The sequence below is a fragment of the Luteimonas sp. A277 genome (assembly GCF_054052045.1).
Genome location: NZ_JBSVRG010000011.1, coordinates 61918 through 79848, shown reverse-complemented (window position 1 = coordinate 79848; position 17931 = coordinate 61918). Strand labels below are relative to the sequence as shown.

The following is a 17931-nucleotide window of genomic DNA, read 5'->3' as shown; positions in this document are numbered from 1 at the left end:
GGGACGCGGGGATGACATCGCCCGGCTCTTGACAGCGCGCCCGCTCCGGCCGTGAGCCCGTTCCCGTGATGTCATGCCGCCGTCATTGACGGCCGATAGCCTCGCGGGGCCGTCGTGCCGGACCGGCGACGAACTGTGCAGGGGAACCGCGTGGGACAGCAGATCGATCCTGAACTCGAGGCCTGGATCCTGGGCCAGGTGCGCGCCGGCCATCCACCCGAGGCGGTGGTAGCGCCGATGCTGGCCCGCGGCTGGCAGGAACAGGTCGCAATCGACGCCGTCGAGGCGGTGCTGCGCCGGCACCTTGAGGATCACGCCCGTGACAGTGAGCTTCCGGTTCCAGTCCCGGTGCCCGCACCGCTGTCGTGGAACGGGGCATCGGTTGTGCACGCCGGTGATCGGCAGGTGCAGGTGCTGGCACACCTGGTGCACCCGCAGCTGATCGTGTTCGGCGGTTTGCTATCGGATCAGGAGTGCGACGCGCTGGTTGACCTCTCGCGTGATCGGCTCGCGCGCTCGTCGACGGTGAACCTGGATACCGGCGCCGACGAGGTGCACGTGGCGCGCACCAGCCAGGGCATGTTCCTGCGCCGCGACGAGAATGCCCTGGTCGCGCGGATCGAGGCCCGGATCGCCGCGCTGCTCGAATGGCCGGTGGAAAACGGCGAGGCCATGCAGGTGCTGCGCTATGGCGTCGGCGCGGAATACAGGCCGCACTACGACTATTTCGATCCCGACCGGCCCGGCGTAGGCGGCATCCTGGCTCGTGGCGGCCAGCGCGTGGCGTCGGTGGTGATGTATCTCAATACGCCTGCCCGCGGCGGCGCGACCACCTTCCCCGATGCGCGCTTCGAAGCCGGCGCGGTCAAGGGCAACGCGGTGTTCTTCAGCTACGACCGGCCGCACCCGATGACCGGCACCCTGCACGCGGGAGCGCCGGTGCTTGAGGGTGAAAAGTGGGTGGCAACCAAATGGCTGCGGGAGCGGGCCCACAAGTAACCCGCGCATCCCTCCCGCAGCAGTCGTGACGGGTCAGGCCGGCTCGCCGGGGGTCTTGTCGGGATAGCGGCACAGGTCGCGGATCACGCAGACCGGACAGTCGGGCTTGCGCGCCTTGCACACGTAGCGGCCGTGCAGGATCAGCCAGTGGTGCGCGTCCAGCAGATACTCGGCCGGCACCCGCTTCAGCAGTGCATCCTCGACCGCGCGCACGTCCTTGCCGGGGGCCAGGCCGGTGCGGTTGGAGACGCGGAAGATATGGGTGTCCACCGCCATGGTCGGCTCGCCGAAGGCGGTGTTGAGCACCACGTTGGCGGTCTTGCGGCCGACGCCCGGCAGGGCTTCCAGCGCGGCGCGATCGCGCGGCACCTCGCCGCCGTGCCGTTCCACCAGGATCCGGCAGGTGGCCATCACGTTTTTGGCCTTGGTGTTGAACAGGCCGATGGTGGCGATGTGGCGCCGCACCTCCTCCTCGCCCAAATCCAGCATGGCCTGCGGCGTGTTGGCGACCGGATACAGGCGCCGGGTGGCCTTGTTGACGCCCACGTCGGTGGCCTGGGCGGACAGCAGGACCGCGATCAGAAGCTCGAACGGCGTGGAATATTCCAGTTCGGTCTCGGGATTCGGATTGAGCTCACGCAGGCGCGCGAACATTTCCCCGATTTCGGCGCGTGTCATCTGTCGGCCGCGGCGTCGGCGCGGCGCGTCCACCACCGTACTCAATTGCCGGTGCCCCGCGCACGCTGGCGTGCCCGCTCCAGTGCGGCGGCCGCCGTCGCTGGCAGTCCGGGCCTGTTGATGGACGGTGCCGCAGCTGCCCGGCGCTGGCGCAGGGTCTCGGCACGCCGGGCCAGCCGTGCGTTGCGGGCCTGGTGGCGCGCACGTGCGGCCCAGGCCTGCAGCCGCCGCTCGCGTGCAGCCTGCAGCCGCTCCTGGTCCGCGGGCGGCAGGGCGCAGTCCGCAGCCTCGAAGTTGGCCAGGCCGGCATCAATGGCCGCGTCCAGTTCGTCGTGGTCAAGCAGGTCCAGCAGTCGCCGGGCCTGCGCTTCGCTGCTCACTTGCCGCTGAACTCCGGCTTGCGCTTTTCCAGGAATGCGCGGGTGCCTTCGCGCATGTCATCGGTGGAGAACACCAGGCCGAACTGGGCGGTTTCGAATTCCAGCCCTTCGGTGATCCCGCATTCCCCACCGGTGTTTACGCAGTCCAGGATGCCGCGCAGGGCCAGCGGTGCGGCCTTGGCCAGCTGCCGGGCCAGGGCCATGGTGCCGTCTTCCAGCTCCGCGGCCGGCAGCACCCGGTTGACGACGCCCAGCTGCAATGCGCGCGCCGCATCCACCGGGGCGCCGACCAGGCACAGCTCCAGCGTGGCGGCGCGTCCAGCCAGGCGCAGCAGGCGCTGGGTGCCGCCAAAGCCGGGTACCAGGCCGAGGTTGATCTCCGGCTGGCCCATCTTTGCCGTGTCTGCTGCCACCCGTAGATGGCAGGCCATGGCCAGTTCCAGGCCGCCGCCCAGGGCGAAGCCGTTGATCATGGCGATCACCGGCTTGGGCAGGGTTTCGATCCGGCGCATGGTGCGCTGGCCGCGCTGGGAGAAATCCCGCGCCTGGGTCGGGGTCAGTTGGGACATTTCGGCGATATCGGCCCCGGCCACGAACGCCTTGGGACCCGCGCCCGTCAGCACGGCAACGCGGATATCGGGATCGTTGGCGACGTCTTCGAACGCGTCGTGGAGTGCGTCCAGGGTGGCCGCGTTCAGCGCGTTGAGTCTGTCGGGTCGGTTGACGGTAACCACGCGGATGCCCTCGTGGTCCTCGATCTGCAATGGTGAATGGCTCATGAGCACCTTGGTTTGGAAATTGTTAAGCGCCCGAGGACAACGGAACTTTGCAGACATTTTGCAAGTCCCAGTCGCTGTCCTCAGTGACAGTTAAGTACCCGGGCCGCTATCCTAGCGCGTTCGACCGCAGGTGGTCCGCCGCCAGCGCGGGCTGGATCCCATCCCTGAAACACCGGAAACTCTGGAGAACCACTGCATGAAGTTGCGCTTTCTGGCCGTCACCGTTGCGGCCCTGACCCTTGCCGCTGGCACCGCCTCGGCCCAGGACACCTCTACCGAACAGGGCCAGCTCAGCTACGCGCTGGGTTACGACCTGGGCCGGAACCTGGTGGAGAGTGGCGAGCAGATCAATGTCGACACCGTCATCCAGGCGCTGCGCGATGGCTACGCACGCCGCGATCCCACGGTCTCCGTCGAGCAGCTGCGTACCGCCGTGGAGAACATGCAGCAGCGGCAGATGACCCGGGCCCAGGAGGCTTTCAACCAGGCCGCGGCTGAGAACAAGACCAAGAGCGACGCCTTCCTGGCCCAGCATCGCAGCCAGTCCGGCGTGCAGGTGCTGCCCAGCGGCCTGCAGTACCGGGTGATCGAGAACGGCAGCGGCGCCACGCCTGCGGCCGACAGCCAGGTGCAGGTGCACTACAAGGCCAGCCTGCCGGAAGGACCGACCTTCATCGACACCACCGCCCCGCGGCCGGATGGCGAAAGCGGCCCGATCGATGCCCGCGTGAGCGAAATTCCGCTGGCGGGCCTGCGTGAAGCCATTGGCATGATGCAGGCCGGATCGCGCTGGGAAGTGGTGATGCCGTCGAGCCTGGCTTACGGTGATACCCCGCAGTCCCCGATCGGCCCGAACCAGGTCGTGGTGTTCGAAGTGCAGCTGGTCAGCGTCAACTGATCCATGCTGCGGCCGCCGCCGTCCGCGCGTGCTTCGCGCGAACGGATGCGGCCCGATAGGCAAACAGCCGTGCCGGTGCAAGCCGGCACGGCGTTTTTCATTGCGGCGCCCGCGCGCCGCCTGTGTCGTGCGAGCTCATGAACGTTCCATTCCGCGCTGTCCTCAGCCCCTGTATCGGCGTATGCACGCTTGATGAAGCGGGCAGCTGCCTGGGCTGTCACCGCACGGCCACTGAAATCGCCCTGTGGAGCCAGCTGGGCGATGACGAACGCCTTTATCTGATGGAAACGGTGCTTCCGGAAAGGGAAGCACGGCGAACGTGACCCCGTATCCGTCGCTGCCGGCCCTGGCACGGGCACTGCACCCGCTGCAGTCGCCCCCAGCCAGCGAGGCCTGGAACAGCGACGAAGTGGCGGATTTTCTGCCCCCTGGCCATGTCCACCGCGAGGCGGCGGTGCTGGTCGGACTGGTGCTGCGCGAGGATGGGCCCCGGGTGGTGCTGACCAGGCGCACCGAAATGCTCAGGCATCACCCTGGCCAGGTCAGTTTTCCCGGTGGCGGCATCGAACCGGCTGATCGCGATGCATTGGCTGCGGCGCTGCGCGAGGCGCGCGAGGAAATCGGCCTGCATCCCGGCCAGGCGCGGCCGCTGGGCTGGCTGGATCCGGTCGTCACCATCAGCGGCTACCGGGTGATGCCTGCCGTGGCCACCATTGATGCCGCCTTCGTGCCGGTTCCGGATCCGGGCGAGGTAGCCGAGGTGTTCGAGGTCGAACTCGGATTCCTGCTTGCTCCGGGCAATCTGCGCCGGCTCGAGGTTGAATACGCCGGGCGTCGGCGCCCGCTGCTGGAGTTCCGCCACGGGCCCGGCCAGGCGCCACACCGCATCTGGGGGGTGACCGCGTCTATCATTTACAACCTGCGCGAGCGGCTGTCGCGCGTGGCGAAGGAGGAAGGCGCATGAATCTCCAATGGACCACCCTGGTACAGGCGGAAGTCCTTGCCAGCGTGCTGGACGACGAGGACATTGTGGTGGTCGACTGCCGCCATTCATTGGCCGATCCGGAGCATGGCGTCACCGAGTTCGCCCGGGGCCACGTGCCCGGAGCGGTCCACGCCCATATGGACCGCGATCTGTCTGCTCCTGCCGCTCCCGGCCGGGGAGCGGGGCGCCATCCGTGGCCACCGGCCTCGCAGCTGTGCGCGCGGCTGGGCGCCTGGGGCATCACCACGCATCACCAGGTGGTGGCCTATGACGGCGGCGACGGTGCGTTCGCGGCGCGGCTGTGGTTCCTGCTGCGCGCGCTGGGTCATGCGCGGGTGGCGGTGCTTGACGGTGGCTGGGCGCGCTGGCGCGGATTGGGCCTGCCGGTGGAAACGGCGCTGCGTAATCCCGCCCCGGCGCGCTATGTGGCCGAATTCGATCCATCGCAGCTGCTGGGCGCGGACCAGGTGCAGGCGCATCTGGAGGCCGGTGGATTGTTGCTGGATGCGCGTGCCGCGGAACGCTTCCGCGGCGAGATCGAGCCCATCGACCGGGTGGGCGGGCACGTGCCCGGGGCCACCAATCGACCCTTCACTGAAAACATGGGGGCGGACGGGCACCTGCGCGAGCCGGGCCAGCTACGCGAGGATTTCCTGGCACTCATGGACGGGCGCGAAGCCGAACAGGTTGCGGTGATGTGCGGTTCCGGCGTCACCGCCTGCCACCACCTGCTGGCCATGGCCCATGCGGGCCTGCCCGGCGCCCGGCTGTACACCGGCTCGTGGAGCGGGTGGATCGAAGCGGGCAGCCGTCCGGTGGCCGTTGGTCCGTAGCGGGCCGACTTGTAGCGGCCCGAGCGGACCGATCTCAGCCTTTTCCGATCCGTGCCACCATCGCCCGCAGCGCCTGCTGAGTGTCGGGTGAGCGCCAGGATTCCAGGCACTGTTCCAGCTGCATGCTTTGCGGCGCCACAGCTTCGACCAGGTCGGCGCGCAGAAGCTTGCGGGTGGCCAGCATCGGTTCGCGCGGCAGGCTGAGCAGCAGCTCGATGCGTTCAACGGCGCGTGCCAGCACGTTGTCCATTTCCGCCAGCTCGTCGACCAGGCCGATCTCGAACGCGCGCGTGGATTCCACCATCGCACCGGCCAGCAGCAGGGCTTCGGCCTGGCGCGCGCCCACCGTGCGCTGCATCAGGTGCATGATGCCCGGCGGAATGGCGATCCCCACCTGGGTTTCATTCAGGCCGATGGCGAACGGGCCTTGCGCCATTACCCGCCAGTCGCAGCACAGGGCCAGCACGCAGCCGCCGGCCGGGGCATGGCCGGCGATGGCCGCCGCGACCGGCACCGGGCAGGAGGCGAGCGCACGGGCGGCATCGAAGAAGTCGTTCCAGGCCTCATGGAGCGCAGGGCCGTCGTCCTGGATCGACAGCAACAGCGGAACATCCAGTCCGGCGGAAAACACCTTCGGGCCGCCGGAGAGCACCAGACCTTCGGCGCCGTTGCCGATCGCCGCGTCCATGGCCTCGCGCAGGGCCTGGCACAGTGCCGGGTTGATGGCGTTGACCGGCGGCCGGGCCAGCCGCAGCTCGTGGACGCGGCCGTGGGAAATGGTCTGGACCAGCTCGCTCATGCGGATGCCTCTTTGCGGGTAGGCCGCGGATTATCCACCGCGCGGAGGATTCACGCTCCGCCGGGTCCCGCGGCAGCGCGTCGCACGGCACCGGGAAGCGGGGTGGGACGGCCGGAGGCGCGTTCCACCCACACCATCACTACATGGCCGTCCGCATACAGCGTGGCGCCGTCCGCGCTGACAATACGATGGCCGATGGTGACGCTGGTATTGCCCAGTCGCTCGCAGTACAGCTGCACCAGCGGCTCGGACGGGTACGGGATCGGCGTGCGGTAGTTGATCTGCACCGCGGCCAGCAGCGGCGCGGTGGTTTCGGTCACCCACTCCTCGTCCAGGGACTCGAACCAGCGGATCCGGGCTTCTTCCAGGTAAGTGAGGAAGTTGGAGTTGTTGACGTGGTTGAAAGCGTCCAGGTCGCGCCAGCGCACGCTCAGCGGCATCTGGAACAGCGGGGCCCGGGCGCCGGGATGGTTCGGGGGAACGTTGCTCATGCGGTCCTCAGCTGCTGGCGCGCTTGCTGGCAGCGCGTTTCTTCGACACCGGCCGCGCGAAGCGCTTGGGGTCCGGTTTGGCGGCGGGAGCCGTGCCAGGCGCCGCGTCGCCCAGCATCTTCGCCAGGAACTGGCCGGTATACGATTCCGGCACCGCGGCCACTTCCTCCGGGGTGCCCTGGGCGATGATCATGCCGCCGCGATGGCCGCCTTCCGGGCCCAGGTCGATCACCCGGTCGGCGGTCTTGATCACGTCCAGGTTGTGTTCGATCACCACCACCGTGTTGCCGTCGTCGCGCAGCTTGTGCAGCACCGCCAGCAGGTGCTCGATGTCGTGGAAGTGCAGGCCCGTGGTGGGTTCATCGAGGATGTACAGGGTGCGGCCGGTATCGCGGCGCGAGAGCTCTTTGGACAGCTTCACCCGCTGCGCCTCGCCGCCGGAAAGCGTGGTCGCCGGCTGGCCCAGGCGGATATAGCCCAAGCCCACGTCCATCAGGGTTTCCAGCCTGCGCGCGATCGCCGGCACCGGGGTGAACAGCTCCAGCGCGGCCTCGATCGTCAGGTTCAGCACGTCGTGGATGCTGTGGCCCTTGTAGAGAATGTCGAGGGTCTCGCGGTTGTAGCGCTTGCCTTCGCACACGTCGCAGGGCACGTACACGTCGGGCAGGAAGTGCATCTCCACCTTGATCAGGCCGTCGCCCTGGCAGGCTTCGCAGCGGCCGCCGCGCACGTTGAACGAGAACCTCCCCGGCGAGTAGCCGCGCGCGCGCGCCTCCGGCACCTGCGCGAACAGCTCGCGCAGCGGGGTGAACAGGCCGGTATAGGTGGCCGGGTTGGAGCGCGGCGTGCGGCCGATCGGCGACTGGTCGATGTCCACGACCTTGTCGAACAGGTCCAGGTTCTCGACCTCCCGGTAGGACGAGGGCTTGTGCGATGCGCCGTTGATCTCGTTGGCGGCCAGCTTGTACAGGGTGTCGTTGATCAGGGTCGATTTGCCCGAGCCCGACACGCCGGTGATGGCGGTGAACAGCCCCGAAGCGATAGCCAGGTCCACGCCCTTGAGGTTGTTGCCGGTCGCGCCGCGCAGGTGCAGCTGCATCTTCGGGTTGGCCTTGTGGCGTCGCGCGGGGATCTGGATGCTGCGCGCGCCGGACAGGTATTGCCCGGTCAGCGAGCGCGGTTCGGCCAGGATGTCCTCGAAGCTGCCCTGGGCCACCACCTCGCCGCCGTGCACGCCGGCCCCGGGGCCGATGTCGACGATGTGGTCGGCCTGGCGGATGGCGTCCTCATCGTGCTCCACCACGATCACCGTGTTGCCAAGGTCGCGCAGCCGTACCAGGGTGTCGAGTAGGCGCGCGTTGTCGCGCTGGTGCAGACCGATGGAAGGCTCGTCGAGCACGTACATCACCCCCACCAGCCCGGCGCCGATCTGCGATGCCAGGCGGATCCGCTGGGCCTCGCCGCCGGACAGGGTGTCCGCCTTGCGCTCCAGGCTCAGGTAATCCAGGCCCACGTCGACCAGGAAGTTCAGCCGCTCGCGAATTTCCTTGAGGATCTTGTCGGCCACTTCGCCGCGCCAGCCGGGCAGGCGCAGTTCGCTGAAGAACGCCAGCGCATCGCCGATCGGCAGCACCACCAGGTCCGACAGCGGACGCTCGGCCACCAGCACGTTGCGGGCCGAGCGGTTCAGGCGCGCGCCTTCACAGGTGGGGCAGGCGCGCTCGCTGATGTATTTGGCCAGCTCTTCCCGCACGGCCGCCGACTCGGTCTCGCGGTAGCGGCGCTCCAGGTTGGGCAGGATCCCCTCGAAACGGTGGCTGCGCTGGCTGCGGCTGCCGCCCTCGGTGATGTAGGTGAAGCTGATTTTTTCCTCACCGCTGCCGTGCAACACCGCCTGCCGGGCTTCTTCAGTGAGCTCGTTCCAGGGCGTGTCCACGCTGAAGCCGTAGTGCCTGGCCAGCGAGGCGATGAGCTGGAAGTAGTAGTGGTTGCGCCGGTCCCAGCCGCGCACCGCGCCGGCTGCCAGGCCCAGCTCCGGATGCACCACTACCCGGTCCGGATCAAAGAATTCGCTTATGCCCAGGCCGTCGCAGCCGGGGCAGGCGCCCACGGGCGAGTTGAACGAGAACAGCCTGGGTTCCAGCTCCGGCAGGGCGTAGTCGCAGACCGGGCAGCTGTAGCGGGAGGAGAACAGCATCGGCTCGGCGCCGTCGTCGTCCAGCGGGCGCACCTCGGCCATGCCGTCGCCCAGCCGCAGCGCGGTCTCGAACGATTCGGCCAGGCGCTGCGGGATGTCCTCGCGCACCCGGAAGCGGTCGATCACCGCCTCGATGGTGTGCTTCTGGCGCAGTGCCAGCGTCGGCACTGCATCGATCTCGTACACCACACCGTCCACCCGCACGCGGACGTAACCCTGCGCGCGCAGCTGTTCGAACACCTGGGCGTGTTCGCCCTTGCGTCCGCGCACCACCGGGGCGAGCAGCATCCAGCGCCGCTCCGCGCCGCCGTCGGTGTCGCCCAGCGCCATGACCTGGTCAACCATCTGGCTGACGGTCTGCGCCTCCAGTGGATAATGGTGGTCGGGGCAGCGCGGCAGGCCCACCCGCGCGTAGAGCAGGCGCAGGTAGTCATAGATCTCGGTGATCGTGCCCACGGTGGAGCGCGGGTTGTGCGAAGTGGACTTCTGCTCGATCGAGATCGCCGGGCTCAGGCCCTCGATATGGTCGATGTCCGGCTTTTCCATGACACTAAGGAACTGACGCGCATACGCTGACAGCGACTCGACGTAGCGGCGCTGGCCTTCGGCGTAGATGGTGTCGAAAGCCAGCGACGATTTGCCGGAGCCGGACAGGCCGGTGATCACGATCAGCTTGTCGCGCGGCAGCTCGATGTCGACGTTCTTCAGATTGTGGGTGCGGGCACCGCGGATGCGGATGTAGTCCAACGCCATCGGGGAAGTCCGGAGTTGTCCCGGCGGGTGGCCGGGCGGGTGGGGGAGGGTCGAAAGGCAATCAATCAGCCTACCGAGCCATGGATATGGGGGCAAACGGCGTAATGCCCACCCCCGCGGGCAGCCTGACGGGGAGCTGTCCGCGGGTTGCGGCGAATGGGCCCGTTGTTGACCCGAAATCACCGCATCCCCTACAATTCCGCTTCTGTCCGCCCGCAAGAGGCTGGGCAGATCAAATAATAACTACAGAATCGAACATCACGAGAGGCTCCACATGTACGCAGTCATGGTCACCGGCGGTAAGCAGTACCGCGTGGCGCAGGGCGAAACGCTCCGCGTAGAAAAGCTCGAGGTCGAAGAGGGCAATGAGATCACCTTCGACAACATCCTGATGCTGGGCGACAGCGATGGCATCAAGGTTGGCGATGTGCTGAACGGCGCAGCCGTCACCGCCAAGGTCGTGTCCCACGGTCGTGGAGAAAAGATCAGGATCATCAAGTTCCGCCGCCGCAAGCACAGCATGAAGCGGAAGGGACATCGCCAGTACTACACCGAAATCGAGATCACCGGAATCAGTCCTTCCGGCGACGGCAAGTAAGGAGAAGCAGGCATGGCACAGAAAAAAGGCGTAGGTTCCTCGCGCAACGGCCGCGACTCCAACCCGAAATTCCTCGGCGTGAAGATGTACGGTGGCCAGGCCATCGAGGCCGGTAACATCATCGTCCGCCAGCGCGGCACCCGGTTCCATCCGGGCAGCGGCGTCGGCCTGGGCCGTGACCACACCCTGTTCGCGCTGGTCGACGGCAAGGTGGAGTTCACGACCAAGGGCGCCAAGAAGCGCCGCACGGTGAGCGTGATCGCGGACGCCTGAGGGCTCTGCGCAAACCGTGCAAGCGAAAGCCCCGCACCTCGCGGGGCTTTTCTTTTCCCCGGGTTTTGTTTGCCGGGCGGCCTGTTGGCGGGTGAGGTTCCGGCGGCAACTAGCAGTTAAACTCGTTCAGGCATCACCCATGCTTTTTCCACCACTTCCATCAGCAACCACGAACCCAGCCAATGAAACTCGTCGACGAAGTTGAAATCACCGTAGCCGCCGGAAAGGGTGGCAACGGCTGCGTGAGCTTCCGGCGCGAGAAGTACATTCCCAAGGGCGGGCCGGATGGCGGTGATGGAGGCGCCGGTGGCAGCGTGTGGCTGGTGGCCGATGAAAGCCTCAACACCCTGGTCGACTTCCGCCACCAGACGCGCTTCCATGCGCGCAAGGGCGAAGGCGGCATGGGCCAGCAGAAGTACGGCAAGGGTGGCGACGATCTCGTCATCACCGTGCCGGTGGGCACCGTGGTCACCAACGTGGATACCGACGAGGTGATCGGCGACATGACCGCGGATGCCGAGCGCCTGCTGGTGGCCCGCGGCGGCAAGGGCGGGCTGGGCAACATCCATTTCAAAAGCTCCATCAACCGTGCGCCGCGCCGGTCGACACTCGGCGATCCGGGCGAAGAGCGCGTGCTGAGGCTGGAGCTGAAGCTGCTGGCCGATGTCGGCCTGCTGGGCTTCCCCAATGCCGGCAAGAGCACCCTGGTCCGCGCCGTTTCCGCGGCCACGCCCAAGGTGGCGGACTATCCCTTCACCACCCTGTATCCAAACCTCGGCGTGGTCAGCGTGGAGCCGCACCGCAGCTTCGTAGTGGCCGACATCCCGGGCCTGATCGAGGGTGCCGCCGATGGTGCCGGACTGGGCGCGCTGTTCCTACGTCATATCCAGCGCACCCGGCTGCTGTTGCACCTGGTGGAGATCCAGCCGCTGGACGGTGGCGATCCGGTCGATCAGGTGAGGGCGATTGAGCGCGAACTGGAGAAGTTCGACGCCGGGCTGCTGGACAAGCCGCGCTGGCTGCTGATCAACAAGGCCGACCTGATGGATCCGGCGGACGCCCAGGCCGAGGCGACCCGGGTGATTGCCGGGCTCGGCTGGGATCAGCCCTGGTTCCTGGTGTCCGGACTGGCCCACGAGGGCACCCGCGAGGTGATGCTCAAGATCCAGACCGAGCTCGACCGGCTTGATGAGCAGGCGCGGATTGAGGCGCAGGATGCGGGCTGAGACGCCCGCCGCCAACAGCGGCCAGGAGTGTCGTAGTCAAGAATGGCGCACACGAAAAAGCCCGGCCGGAGCCGGGCTTTTCAGTCATGCGGTGCGCTTTGCCTCAAGCGGCGCTCTGCAGCGCTTTGATGCGGGCGCTCAGGCGGCTCTTGTGACGGGCAGCCTTGTTACGGTGGATCAGGCCGCGAGCGCCGAAGCGGTCGAGCAGCGGCTGGGCGGACTTGAACGCCTCCTGCGCGGCCGCGGCGTCATTGGCGTCAAGCGCCTTGATCACCTTCTTCACGGCGGTGCGGAGCTGCGAGCGCTGGCTGCCGTTGCGCTGGTTGCGCCCGACGGCCTGCTTGGCGCGCTTCTTGGAAGATTTGATGTTGGCCACGGTGGAATCCTGGAAACTTTGGGTGGTCAGGCGCGTCCAATGACGCAGCCCGAAGGCGGGGCCGTGATTGACGACCCGATTGAAAAGACAAGCGAGCAGGAAATTATGGAGGATTCAGTGGCTTGGGTCAACACCGCCCGTCAGGGCAGGGTGCTGGCATGAGCGTGCCCGACCCGGCACCGGCCGCGCCGGCCCGCCAATCCAGGGGTGCAGGCCTGTTGCGGTCGACCGCCGTGTTCAGCGCCATGACCCTGCTGTCGCGGATCGCCGGCTTCGCCCGCGACATGCTCCAGGCCACCCTGTTCGGCACCGGTGGCGCTATCGGCGCCTTCATCGTGGCTTACCGGATTCCGAACTTCCTGCGCCGGATCTTCGCCGAAGGGTCGATGGCGATGGCCTTCGTGCCGGTGCTCAACGAGATCCGCGAGAAGGGTGACCGGGCCGCGCTGAAGGATTTCATCGACCACATGGCGGGTGCCCTGTGCGCCGTGGTTCTGGTGGTGTGCGGGATCGGGGTGATGCTGGCCCCGTGGCTGGCACGGCTGTTCGCGCCCGGCTGGCTGGACGATCCCGAGCTGCTGCACCAGACCGGGCAGATGCTGCGCATCACCTTCCCGTACCTGCTGTTCATCTCGATGATGTCGCTGGCGGCTTCGGTGCTGAACACGTTTGGCCGTTTCGCCCTGCCGGCGTTTACCCCGGTGCTGCACAACCTGACCATGATCGCCGCCATGCTGTGGCTGGCGCCCAGGTTCAGCGTGCCGCCCCATGGCCTGGCCTGGGGCGTGCTGATCGCCGGCTTCCTGCAGCTGGCCCTGCTGTGGCCGGCGCTGGGGCGGCTGGGACTGCGGCCGCGGCTGCGGCTGGGTTTCGGCCACGCCGACGTGCGCAAGGTGGGACGGCTGATGCTGCCCACCCTGTTCTCCTCCTCGGTGGCCCAGGTGAACCTGATCGTGGGCACCGCGTTCGCGTCGCTGCTCGCCGCCGGCAGCGTGGAGTGGCTGTACTACTCCGACCGGCTGGTGGAATTCCCGCTGGGCCTGTTCGGCGTGGCGCTGGGCACGGTGATCCTGCCGCACCTGTCGCGACGCCACGCGGCCGGGGATCCGGAGGGCTACAACCATTCCCTGGACTGGGGGTTGCGGATGGCCCTGCTGGCCGGGGTGCCGGCAGGGCTGGGGCTACTGCTGCTGGCCGAGCCGATCGTGGCCACGGTCTACAACTACGGTCAGTTCAGCCCGTTCGATGCGCGGATGGCGGCGATCAGCCTGTCGGCGATGAGCCTGGGCGTGCCGGCGTTCATGCTCAGCAAGGTGCTCTCGCCAGCGTTCTTTTCCCGCCAGGACACCAGGACTCCGATGCGCGCCGCGATATGGACGGTGGCGGCCAATGTTGGCCTGACGGTGGCGATCACCACGCCGCTGTGGCTGAACGGAGTGCAGGGCGCGCACGGCGGGATCGCGCTGGCCACGGCGCTGGCGGGGATCATCAACGCGCTGCTGCTGTGGCGCTACCTGCGCCGGGCGGGGCTGTACCGTCCGCTGCCGGGCTGGGGCGCGTTTGCACTGCGGTTGCTGCTGGCGTGCGTGGCCATGGCCGTGGCGGTGCTGGCGCTGCGGGGGTGGGTGGGGGAATGGGCAGCAATGGACGGGTGGCAGCTGCGGGTGGGCTGGCTGCTGCTGATCGTGGCTGCCGGCGCTGTCACCTATGGGGCGGCGATGTTCGCCTGCGGCCTGCGGCCGCGGCATCTGCGGTTGTAGCGGGTGCACCGGTATACTGCCCGGTTCCTATGAACAGGCTTTTTCGCGACGTCGACGGCGGGCTCCTGTGCCCGTACGGCAGCGTGGTCTGCATTGGTGCTTTCGACGGGCTGCATCTTGGCCATCGGGCGCTGGTGGGCCATGCGGTGGCGCGTGCCCGTGTGCTCGGCGTGCCGGCCGTGGCGCTGGGCTTCGAGCCGCTGCCGCGTGAGTACTTCGCCCCGGCCGAGCCGCCCGCGCGGGTGATGCTGCCGCGGGCCAAGGTGGAGGGTCTCTGGCGCCTTGGCGTGGACGTGGTGGGACTGCTGCGCTTCAACGGGCCGTTCACCGCCATGTCCGCGGAGGATTTCGTGCGCCGGGTGCTGGTGAAACGGTTGCGTGCATCCGAAGTGTGGGTAGGGCCGGACTTCCGCTTTGGCCACCGTCGCAGTGGCGATCTCGAGACCCTGCGCCGGGAAGGGGCCGAACATGGCTTCCAGGCCGGCGAGATCGCGCCGGTGCTGCTGGACGGAGAGCGGGTTTCAAGCACCCGCATCCGCGCCGCCCTGGCCGCGGGCGATTTCGATACCGTGACGCGCATGCTGGGCCGGCCCTATGCCATTTCCGGGCGCGTGGTGCACGGTCGCCAGCTGGGGCGCACGCTGGGCTTTCCCACCGCCAACCTCCGCTTCGGCGGCAAGGTGCCGGCGCTGCGCGGCATCTACGCCACCCGGGTCCACGGGGTGGGCGATGACGGCCGCTCCTGGCCTGCGGTCTCCAGCTTTGGCACCCGGCCCACCGTTGGCGGCGTGGAGCCGCTGCTGGAAGCCCACCTGTTCGATTTCGAGGGCGACCTGTACGGGCGCCGCATTGAAGTTGAATTCGTCGCCAGGCTGCGCGACGAGGAAAATTTCCCCGACCTGCCGACCCTGGTCGCGCAGATGGATCGCGACGCCGTCCAGGCGCGCCAGATCCTGCAATCCACACCTTCCCGACAGGCCTGCGCGTGAGTCCCGATCCCAATCGCTACAAATCCACCATCCTGCTCCCGGCCACGGAGTTCCCGATGCGCGGGGACCTGCCCAGGCGCGAGCCGCAGACGCTGGCCCGCTGGGAAGAGGAGGGCCTGTACGGCCAGATCCGCAGCCACGCCAAGGGGCGGCCCACCTGGGTCCTGCATGACGGCCCGCCGTATGCCAACGGCGTGATCCACATCGGCCACGCGGTCAACAAGGTGCTCAAGGACATGATCGTCAAGTCGAAGCTGCTGTCCGGCTTCGACGCGCCGTATGTGCCCGGCTGGGACTGCCACGGCCTGCCGATCGAACACGCAGTAGAGAAGAAATTCGGCAAGGTGGGCCAGAAGCTCGACGCCGCCGCCTTCCGCCAGAAGTGCCGCGAATACGCCGGCGAACAGATCGAGCTGCAGCGCCAGGACTTCAAGCGCCTGGGCGTGATTGGTGACTGGGACAACCCCTACCGCAGCATGGATTTCCGCTATGAGGCGGACATGCTGCGCGCGCTGGCGCGGATCCATGAGCGCGGCCACGTGGTGCGCGGCTTCAAGCCCGTGCACTGGTGCTTCGACTGCCAGTCGGCGCTGGCCGAGGCGGAAATCGAGTACGCCGACCGCGTCTCTCCGGCCATCGATGTGGCCTACCTGGCGCAAGACCCCGCCGCTGTCGCCGCCGCTTTTGGCGCCAGCATCGGTGCCGGTACCCTGGTGGCGGTGCCGATCTGGACCACCACGCCTTGGACCCTGCCGGCTTCGCTGGCGGTTTCCCTGGGTGCGGATCTGGACTACGTGCTTGTGGAAGGCCCGGAGCGTGACGGCCAGCCGCAGCTGCTGGTGCTGGCTGAGGCGCTGGCCGAGGGTGCGCTGAAGCGTTACGGCGTCGAATCGATGCAGGTGCTCGGCCATGCCAAGGGCCAGGCGCTGGAAAACATGCCGCTGCAGCATCCGTTTTATGCGCAGCGCGACATCCCGCTGATCCTGGGCGAGCACGTCTCGGCCGAGGACGGCACCGGTGCCGTGCACACCGCCCCCGGCCACGGCCAGGAGGACTTTGCGGTCGGCCAGCAATACGGCATCAACGCCCGCTACGGCGCCGCCGAGCTCAATCCGGTTGACGCCCGCGGGGTGTATCTGGACGCGACCGCGCCGGTCGCGGGGACGGTCATCGCCGGCCTGCACATCTGGAAGGCCAATCCGCTGATCGTCGAGGGCCTGCGCGAGGGCGGCAGCCTGCTGGCCCACCAGGACCTCAAGCACAGCTATCCGCACTGCTGGCGGCACAAGACGCCGGTGGCGTTCCGGGCCACGCCGCAGTGGTTCATCTCCATGGACCAGGCCAACCTGCGCCGCGACGCGCTGGCCGCGATCGAGGACGTGCAGTGGGTACCCGACTGGGGCCGCGCGCGCATCGCCGGCATGGTCGGTGATCGACCGGACTGGACCATCTCGCGCCAGCGCTACTGGGGCGTTCCGATCGCCCTGTTTGTCGACCGCGAAACCAGCGAGCCGCATCCGGATTCGGCCGAACTGATGCGCAAGGTGGCCGAACGGGTGGAGCGCGAGGGCGTGGACGCCTGGTACGCGCTTGATCCGGCGGAACTGCTGGGCGCGGAAGAGGGCGCCCGCTACGAGAAGGTCACCGACATCCTCGACGTGTGGTTCGATTCCGGCGTGAGCCATGCCTGCGTGCTCGCGCAGCGCCCGGAAGACGGCCTGCGCAAGCCCGCCGATCTGTACCTGGAAGGTTCCGACCAGCACCGCGGCTGGTTTCAGTCCTCCCTGCTCAGCGGCGTAGCCATGGACGGGGTGGCGCCGTATCGCCAGGTGCTCACCCACGGCTTCACCGTGGACGCGAGCGGCCGCAAGATGTCCAAGTCGCTGGGCAACGTGATTGCCCCGCAGAAGGTGATGGACGCGATGGGCGCCGACGTGCTGCGGCTGTGGATCGCCGCGGCCGACTACCGCCACGAGATGTCGGTGTCCGATGAGATCCTCAAGCGTGGCTCCGACGCCTACCGCCGGATCCGCAATACCGCCCGCTTCCTGCTGGGCAACCTCAACGGCTTCGATCCGTCCGAACACCTGCGTCCGCTGGACGACATGGTGGCGCTGGACCGCTGGATCGTGCATCGCGCCTACCTGCTGCAGGAGAAGATCACCGCCGCCTACGCGCGCTATGACTTCCCCGAGATCGTGCAGGCGCTGTCCAATTTCTGCAGCGTCGATCTCGGCTCGCTGTACCTGGACGTGACCAAGGACCGCCTGTACACCATGGGCGAGGATTCGCGCGGCCGGCGCAGCGCGCAGAGCGCCATGTACCGGATCACCGAGGCCTTCGTGCGCTGGATCGCGCCGATCCTGGCCTTCACTGCCGAAGAAATGTGGCAGCACCTGCCGGCGGTGACCGATACCGGTCCGCGTCCGGAGAACGTGCTGTTTGCCACCTGGTATGAAGGCCTGGCGCCGATGTCGGCCGATGCGGCCCTGTCGGCGGAGGAGTTCGACCGGTTGCTGGACCTGCGCGAGCGGGTCGCGGCGGTGCTCGAGCCGATGCGTGCCAGCGGCGAGATCGGCGCCGCGCTGCAGGCGGAGATCACCCTGCGCTGCGATGAGGCCACCCGCGATTGGCTGGAGCCGCTGGCCGATGAGCTCCGCTTCCTGCTGATCAGCGGTGATGTGGCGATCGAGACCGGCGGCGACAAGGCCGAGCCCGGTATCGTTGCCAAGGCCTCTGCAAAGCCCAAGTGCGGACGTTGCTGGCACTACCGCGCCGACGTCGGCACCCATGAGGAGCACCCGCAGATCTGCGGCCGCTGCGTGTCCAATATCGAAGGTCCCGGCGAGGACCGCCAATGGTTCTGATGCCAATGCCCACCGTCACGCGGCTTCGCGCGCATGGCGCGCTCCTACGG

At 67.9% G+C, this 17931-nt stretch carries 17 protein-coding genes and 1 pseudogene; 11 read left to right on the top strand and 7 right to left on the bottom strand.

Annotated elements, in window-relative coordinates:
• The first annotated feature begins 150 nt into the window (after positions 1–150).
• Entirely contained in the window at positions 151–999 is an 849-nt protein-coding gene (locus tag ACW7G2_RS11965; RefSeq protein ID WP_456976054.1) for a 2OG-Fe(II) oxygenase, read from the top strand.
• Positions 1000–1032: 33 nt separating this feature from the next.
• On the opposite strand, the gene nth is transcribed toward ACW7G2_RS11965, so the two are convergent.
• Genes nth through ACW7G2_RS11950 form a run of 3 tightly spaced genes read right to left on the bottom strand, consistent with a single transcriptional unit; the run spans position 1033 to position 2836 of the window.
• Entirely contained in the window at positions 1033–1677 is a 645-nt protein-coding gene (nth, locus tag ACW7G2_RS11960) for an endonuclease III (protein WP_456976052.1), read from the bottom strand.
• A gap of 41 nt (positions 1678–1718) precedes the next feature.
• On the bottom strand, positions 1719–2057 hold the full coding sequence (locus tag ACW7G2_RS11955) for a hypothetical protein (RefSeq protein WP_456976050.1): 339 nt from the start codon (positions 2055–2057) through the stop codon (positions 1719–1721).
• Positions 2054–2836, bottom strand: coding sequence for an enoyl-CoA hydratase/isomerase family protein (locus tag ACW7G2_RS11950; protein ID WP_456976048.1), 783 nt, complete (start codon positions 2834–2836; stop codon positions 2054–2056). Before ACW7G2_RS11950 ends, ACW7G2_RS11955 begins: the two co-directional genes overlap by 4 nt.
• 196 nt (positions 2837–3032) lie before the next feature.
• On the opposite strand from ACW7G2_RS11950, the gene ACW7G2_RS11945 reads away from it, so the two are divergent.
• The 3 genes and pseudogenes from ACW7G2_RS11945 to ACW7G2_RS11935 all read left to right on the top strand — a co-directional run bounded on the left by ACW7G2_RS11945 (position 3033) and on the right by ACW7G2_RS11935 (position 5552).
• Entirely contained in the window at positions 3033–3734 is a 702-nt protein-coding gene (locus ACW7G2_RS11945) for an FKBP-type peptidyl-prolyl cis-trans isomerase N-terminal domain-containing protein (RefSeq protein ID WP_456976046.1), read from the top strand.
• Between the two features lie 137 nt (positions 3735–3871).
• Positions 3872–4698, top strand: a pseudogene (locus tag ACW7G2_RS11940) (NUDIX hydrolase).
• A complete protein-coding gene (locus ACW7G2_RS11935) occupies positions 4695–5552 on the top strand; it encodes a sulfurtransferase (protein ID WP_456976044.1) in 858 nt (285 codons plus the stop codon). The pseudogene ACW7G2_RS11940 and the gene ACW7G2_RS11935 overlap by 4 nt, the downstream one beginning before the upstream one ends.
• A 34-nt stretch (positions 5553–5586) precedes the next feature.
• Here ACW7G2_RS11935 and ACW7G2_RS11930 read toward each other — a convergent pair whose 3' ends face one another.
• From ACW7G2_RS11930 to uvrA, 3 genes are read right to left on the bottom strand one after another with little or no spacing between them, the layout of a single operon-like run.
• Positions 5587–6351, bottom strand: a complete 765-nt coding sequence (locus ACW7G2_RS11930) for an enoyl-CoA hydratase/isomerase family protein (RefSeq protein WP_456976042.1) — start codon at positions 6349–6351, stop codon at positions 5587–5589.
• 50 nt (positions 6352–6401) lie between these two features.
• Positions 6402–6842 carry an acyl-CoA thioesterase gene (locus tag ACW7G2_RS11925; RefSeq protein ID WP_456976040.1) on the bottom strand — a complete coding sequence of 147 codons (441 nt, stop codon included), beginning with the start codon at positions 6840–6842 and terminating at the stop codon, positions 6402–6404.
• A 7-nt stretch (positions 6843–6849) separates the two neighbouring features.
• Complete coding sequence (uvrA, locus tag ACW7G2_RS11920; RefSeq protein WP_456976037.1) at positions 6850–9792, bottom strand: excinuclease ABC subunit UvrA; 2943 nt, start codon at positions 9790–9792, stop codon at positions 6850–6852.
• Positions 9793–10066: 274 nt separating this feature from the next.
• On the opposite strand from uvrA, the gene rplU reads away from it, so the two are divergent.
• The 3 genes from rplU to cgtA all read left to right on the top strand — a co-directional run bounded on the left by rplU (position 10067) and on the right by cgtA (position 11889).
• Complete coding sequence (gene rplU, locus ACW7G2_RS11915) at positions 10067–10390, top strand: 50S ribosomal protein L21 (RefSeq protein ID WP_456976035.1); 324 nt, start codon at positions 10067–10069, stop codon at positions 10388–10390.
• A gap of 12 nt (positions 10391–10402) precedes the next feature.
• Positions 10403–10663, top strand: a complete 261-nt coding sequence (rpmA, locus tag ACW7G2_RS11910; protein WP_456976033.1) for a 50S ribosomal protein L27 — start codon at positions 10403–10405, stop codon at positions 10661–10663.
• A 182-nt stretch (positions 10664–10845) separates the two neighbouring features.
• Positions 10846–11889 carry an Obg family GTPase CgtA gene (gene cgtA, locus ACW7G2_RS11905; protein WP_456976031.1) on the top strand — a complete coding sequence of 348 codons (1044 nt, stop codon included), beginning with the start codon at positions 10846–10848 and terminating at the stop codon, positions 11887–11889.
• Positions 11890–11992: 103 nt separating this feature from the next.
• On the opposite strand, the gene rpsT is transcribed toward cgtA, so the two are convergent.
• Positions 11993–12265 (bottom strand): 30S ribosomal protein S20, encoded by a 273-nt coding sequence (gene rpsT, locus ACW7G2_RS11900; RefSeq protein ID WP_456976029.1) that lies wholly within the window; start codon positions 12263–12265, stop codon positions 11993–11995.
• A 39-nt stretch (positions 12266–12304) separates the two neighbouring features.
• On the opposite strand from rpsT, the gene ACW7G2_RS11895 reads away from it, so the two are divergent.
• From ACW7G2_RS11895 to ileS, 4 genes are read left to right on the top strand one after another with little or no spacing between them, the layout of a single operon-like run.
• Positions 12305–12427: a hypothetical protein gene (locus ACW7G2_RS11895; RefSeq protein WP_456976027.1), complete on the top strand. Its 123-nt coding sequence runs from the start codon at positions 12305–12307 to the stop codon at positions 12425–12427.
• Between the two features lie 53 nt (positions 12428–12480).
• On the top strand, positions 12481–14025 hold the full coding sequence (murJ, locus tag ACW7G2_RS11890; protein WP_456976198.1) for a murein biosynthesis integral membrane protein MurJ: 1545 nt from the start codon (positions 12481–12483) through the stop codon (positions 14023–14025).
• Between the two features lie 29 nt (positions 14026–14054).
• Positions 14055–15014 (top strand): bifunctional riboflavin kinase/FAD synthetase, encoded by a 960-nt coding sequence (locus ACW7G2_RS11885; protein WP_456976025.1) that lies wholly within the window; start codon positions 14055–14057, stop codon positions 15012–15014.
• Positions 15015–15070: 56 nt separating this feature from the next.
• Positions 15071–17881: an isoleucine--tRNA ligase gene (ileS, locus tag ACW7G2_RS11880; RefSeq protein ID WP_456976196.1), complete on the top strand. Its 2811-nt coding sequence runs from the start codon at positions 15071–15073 to the stop codon at positions 17879–17881.
• The last annotated feature ends 50 nt before the right edge of the window (positions 17882–17931 follow it).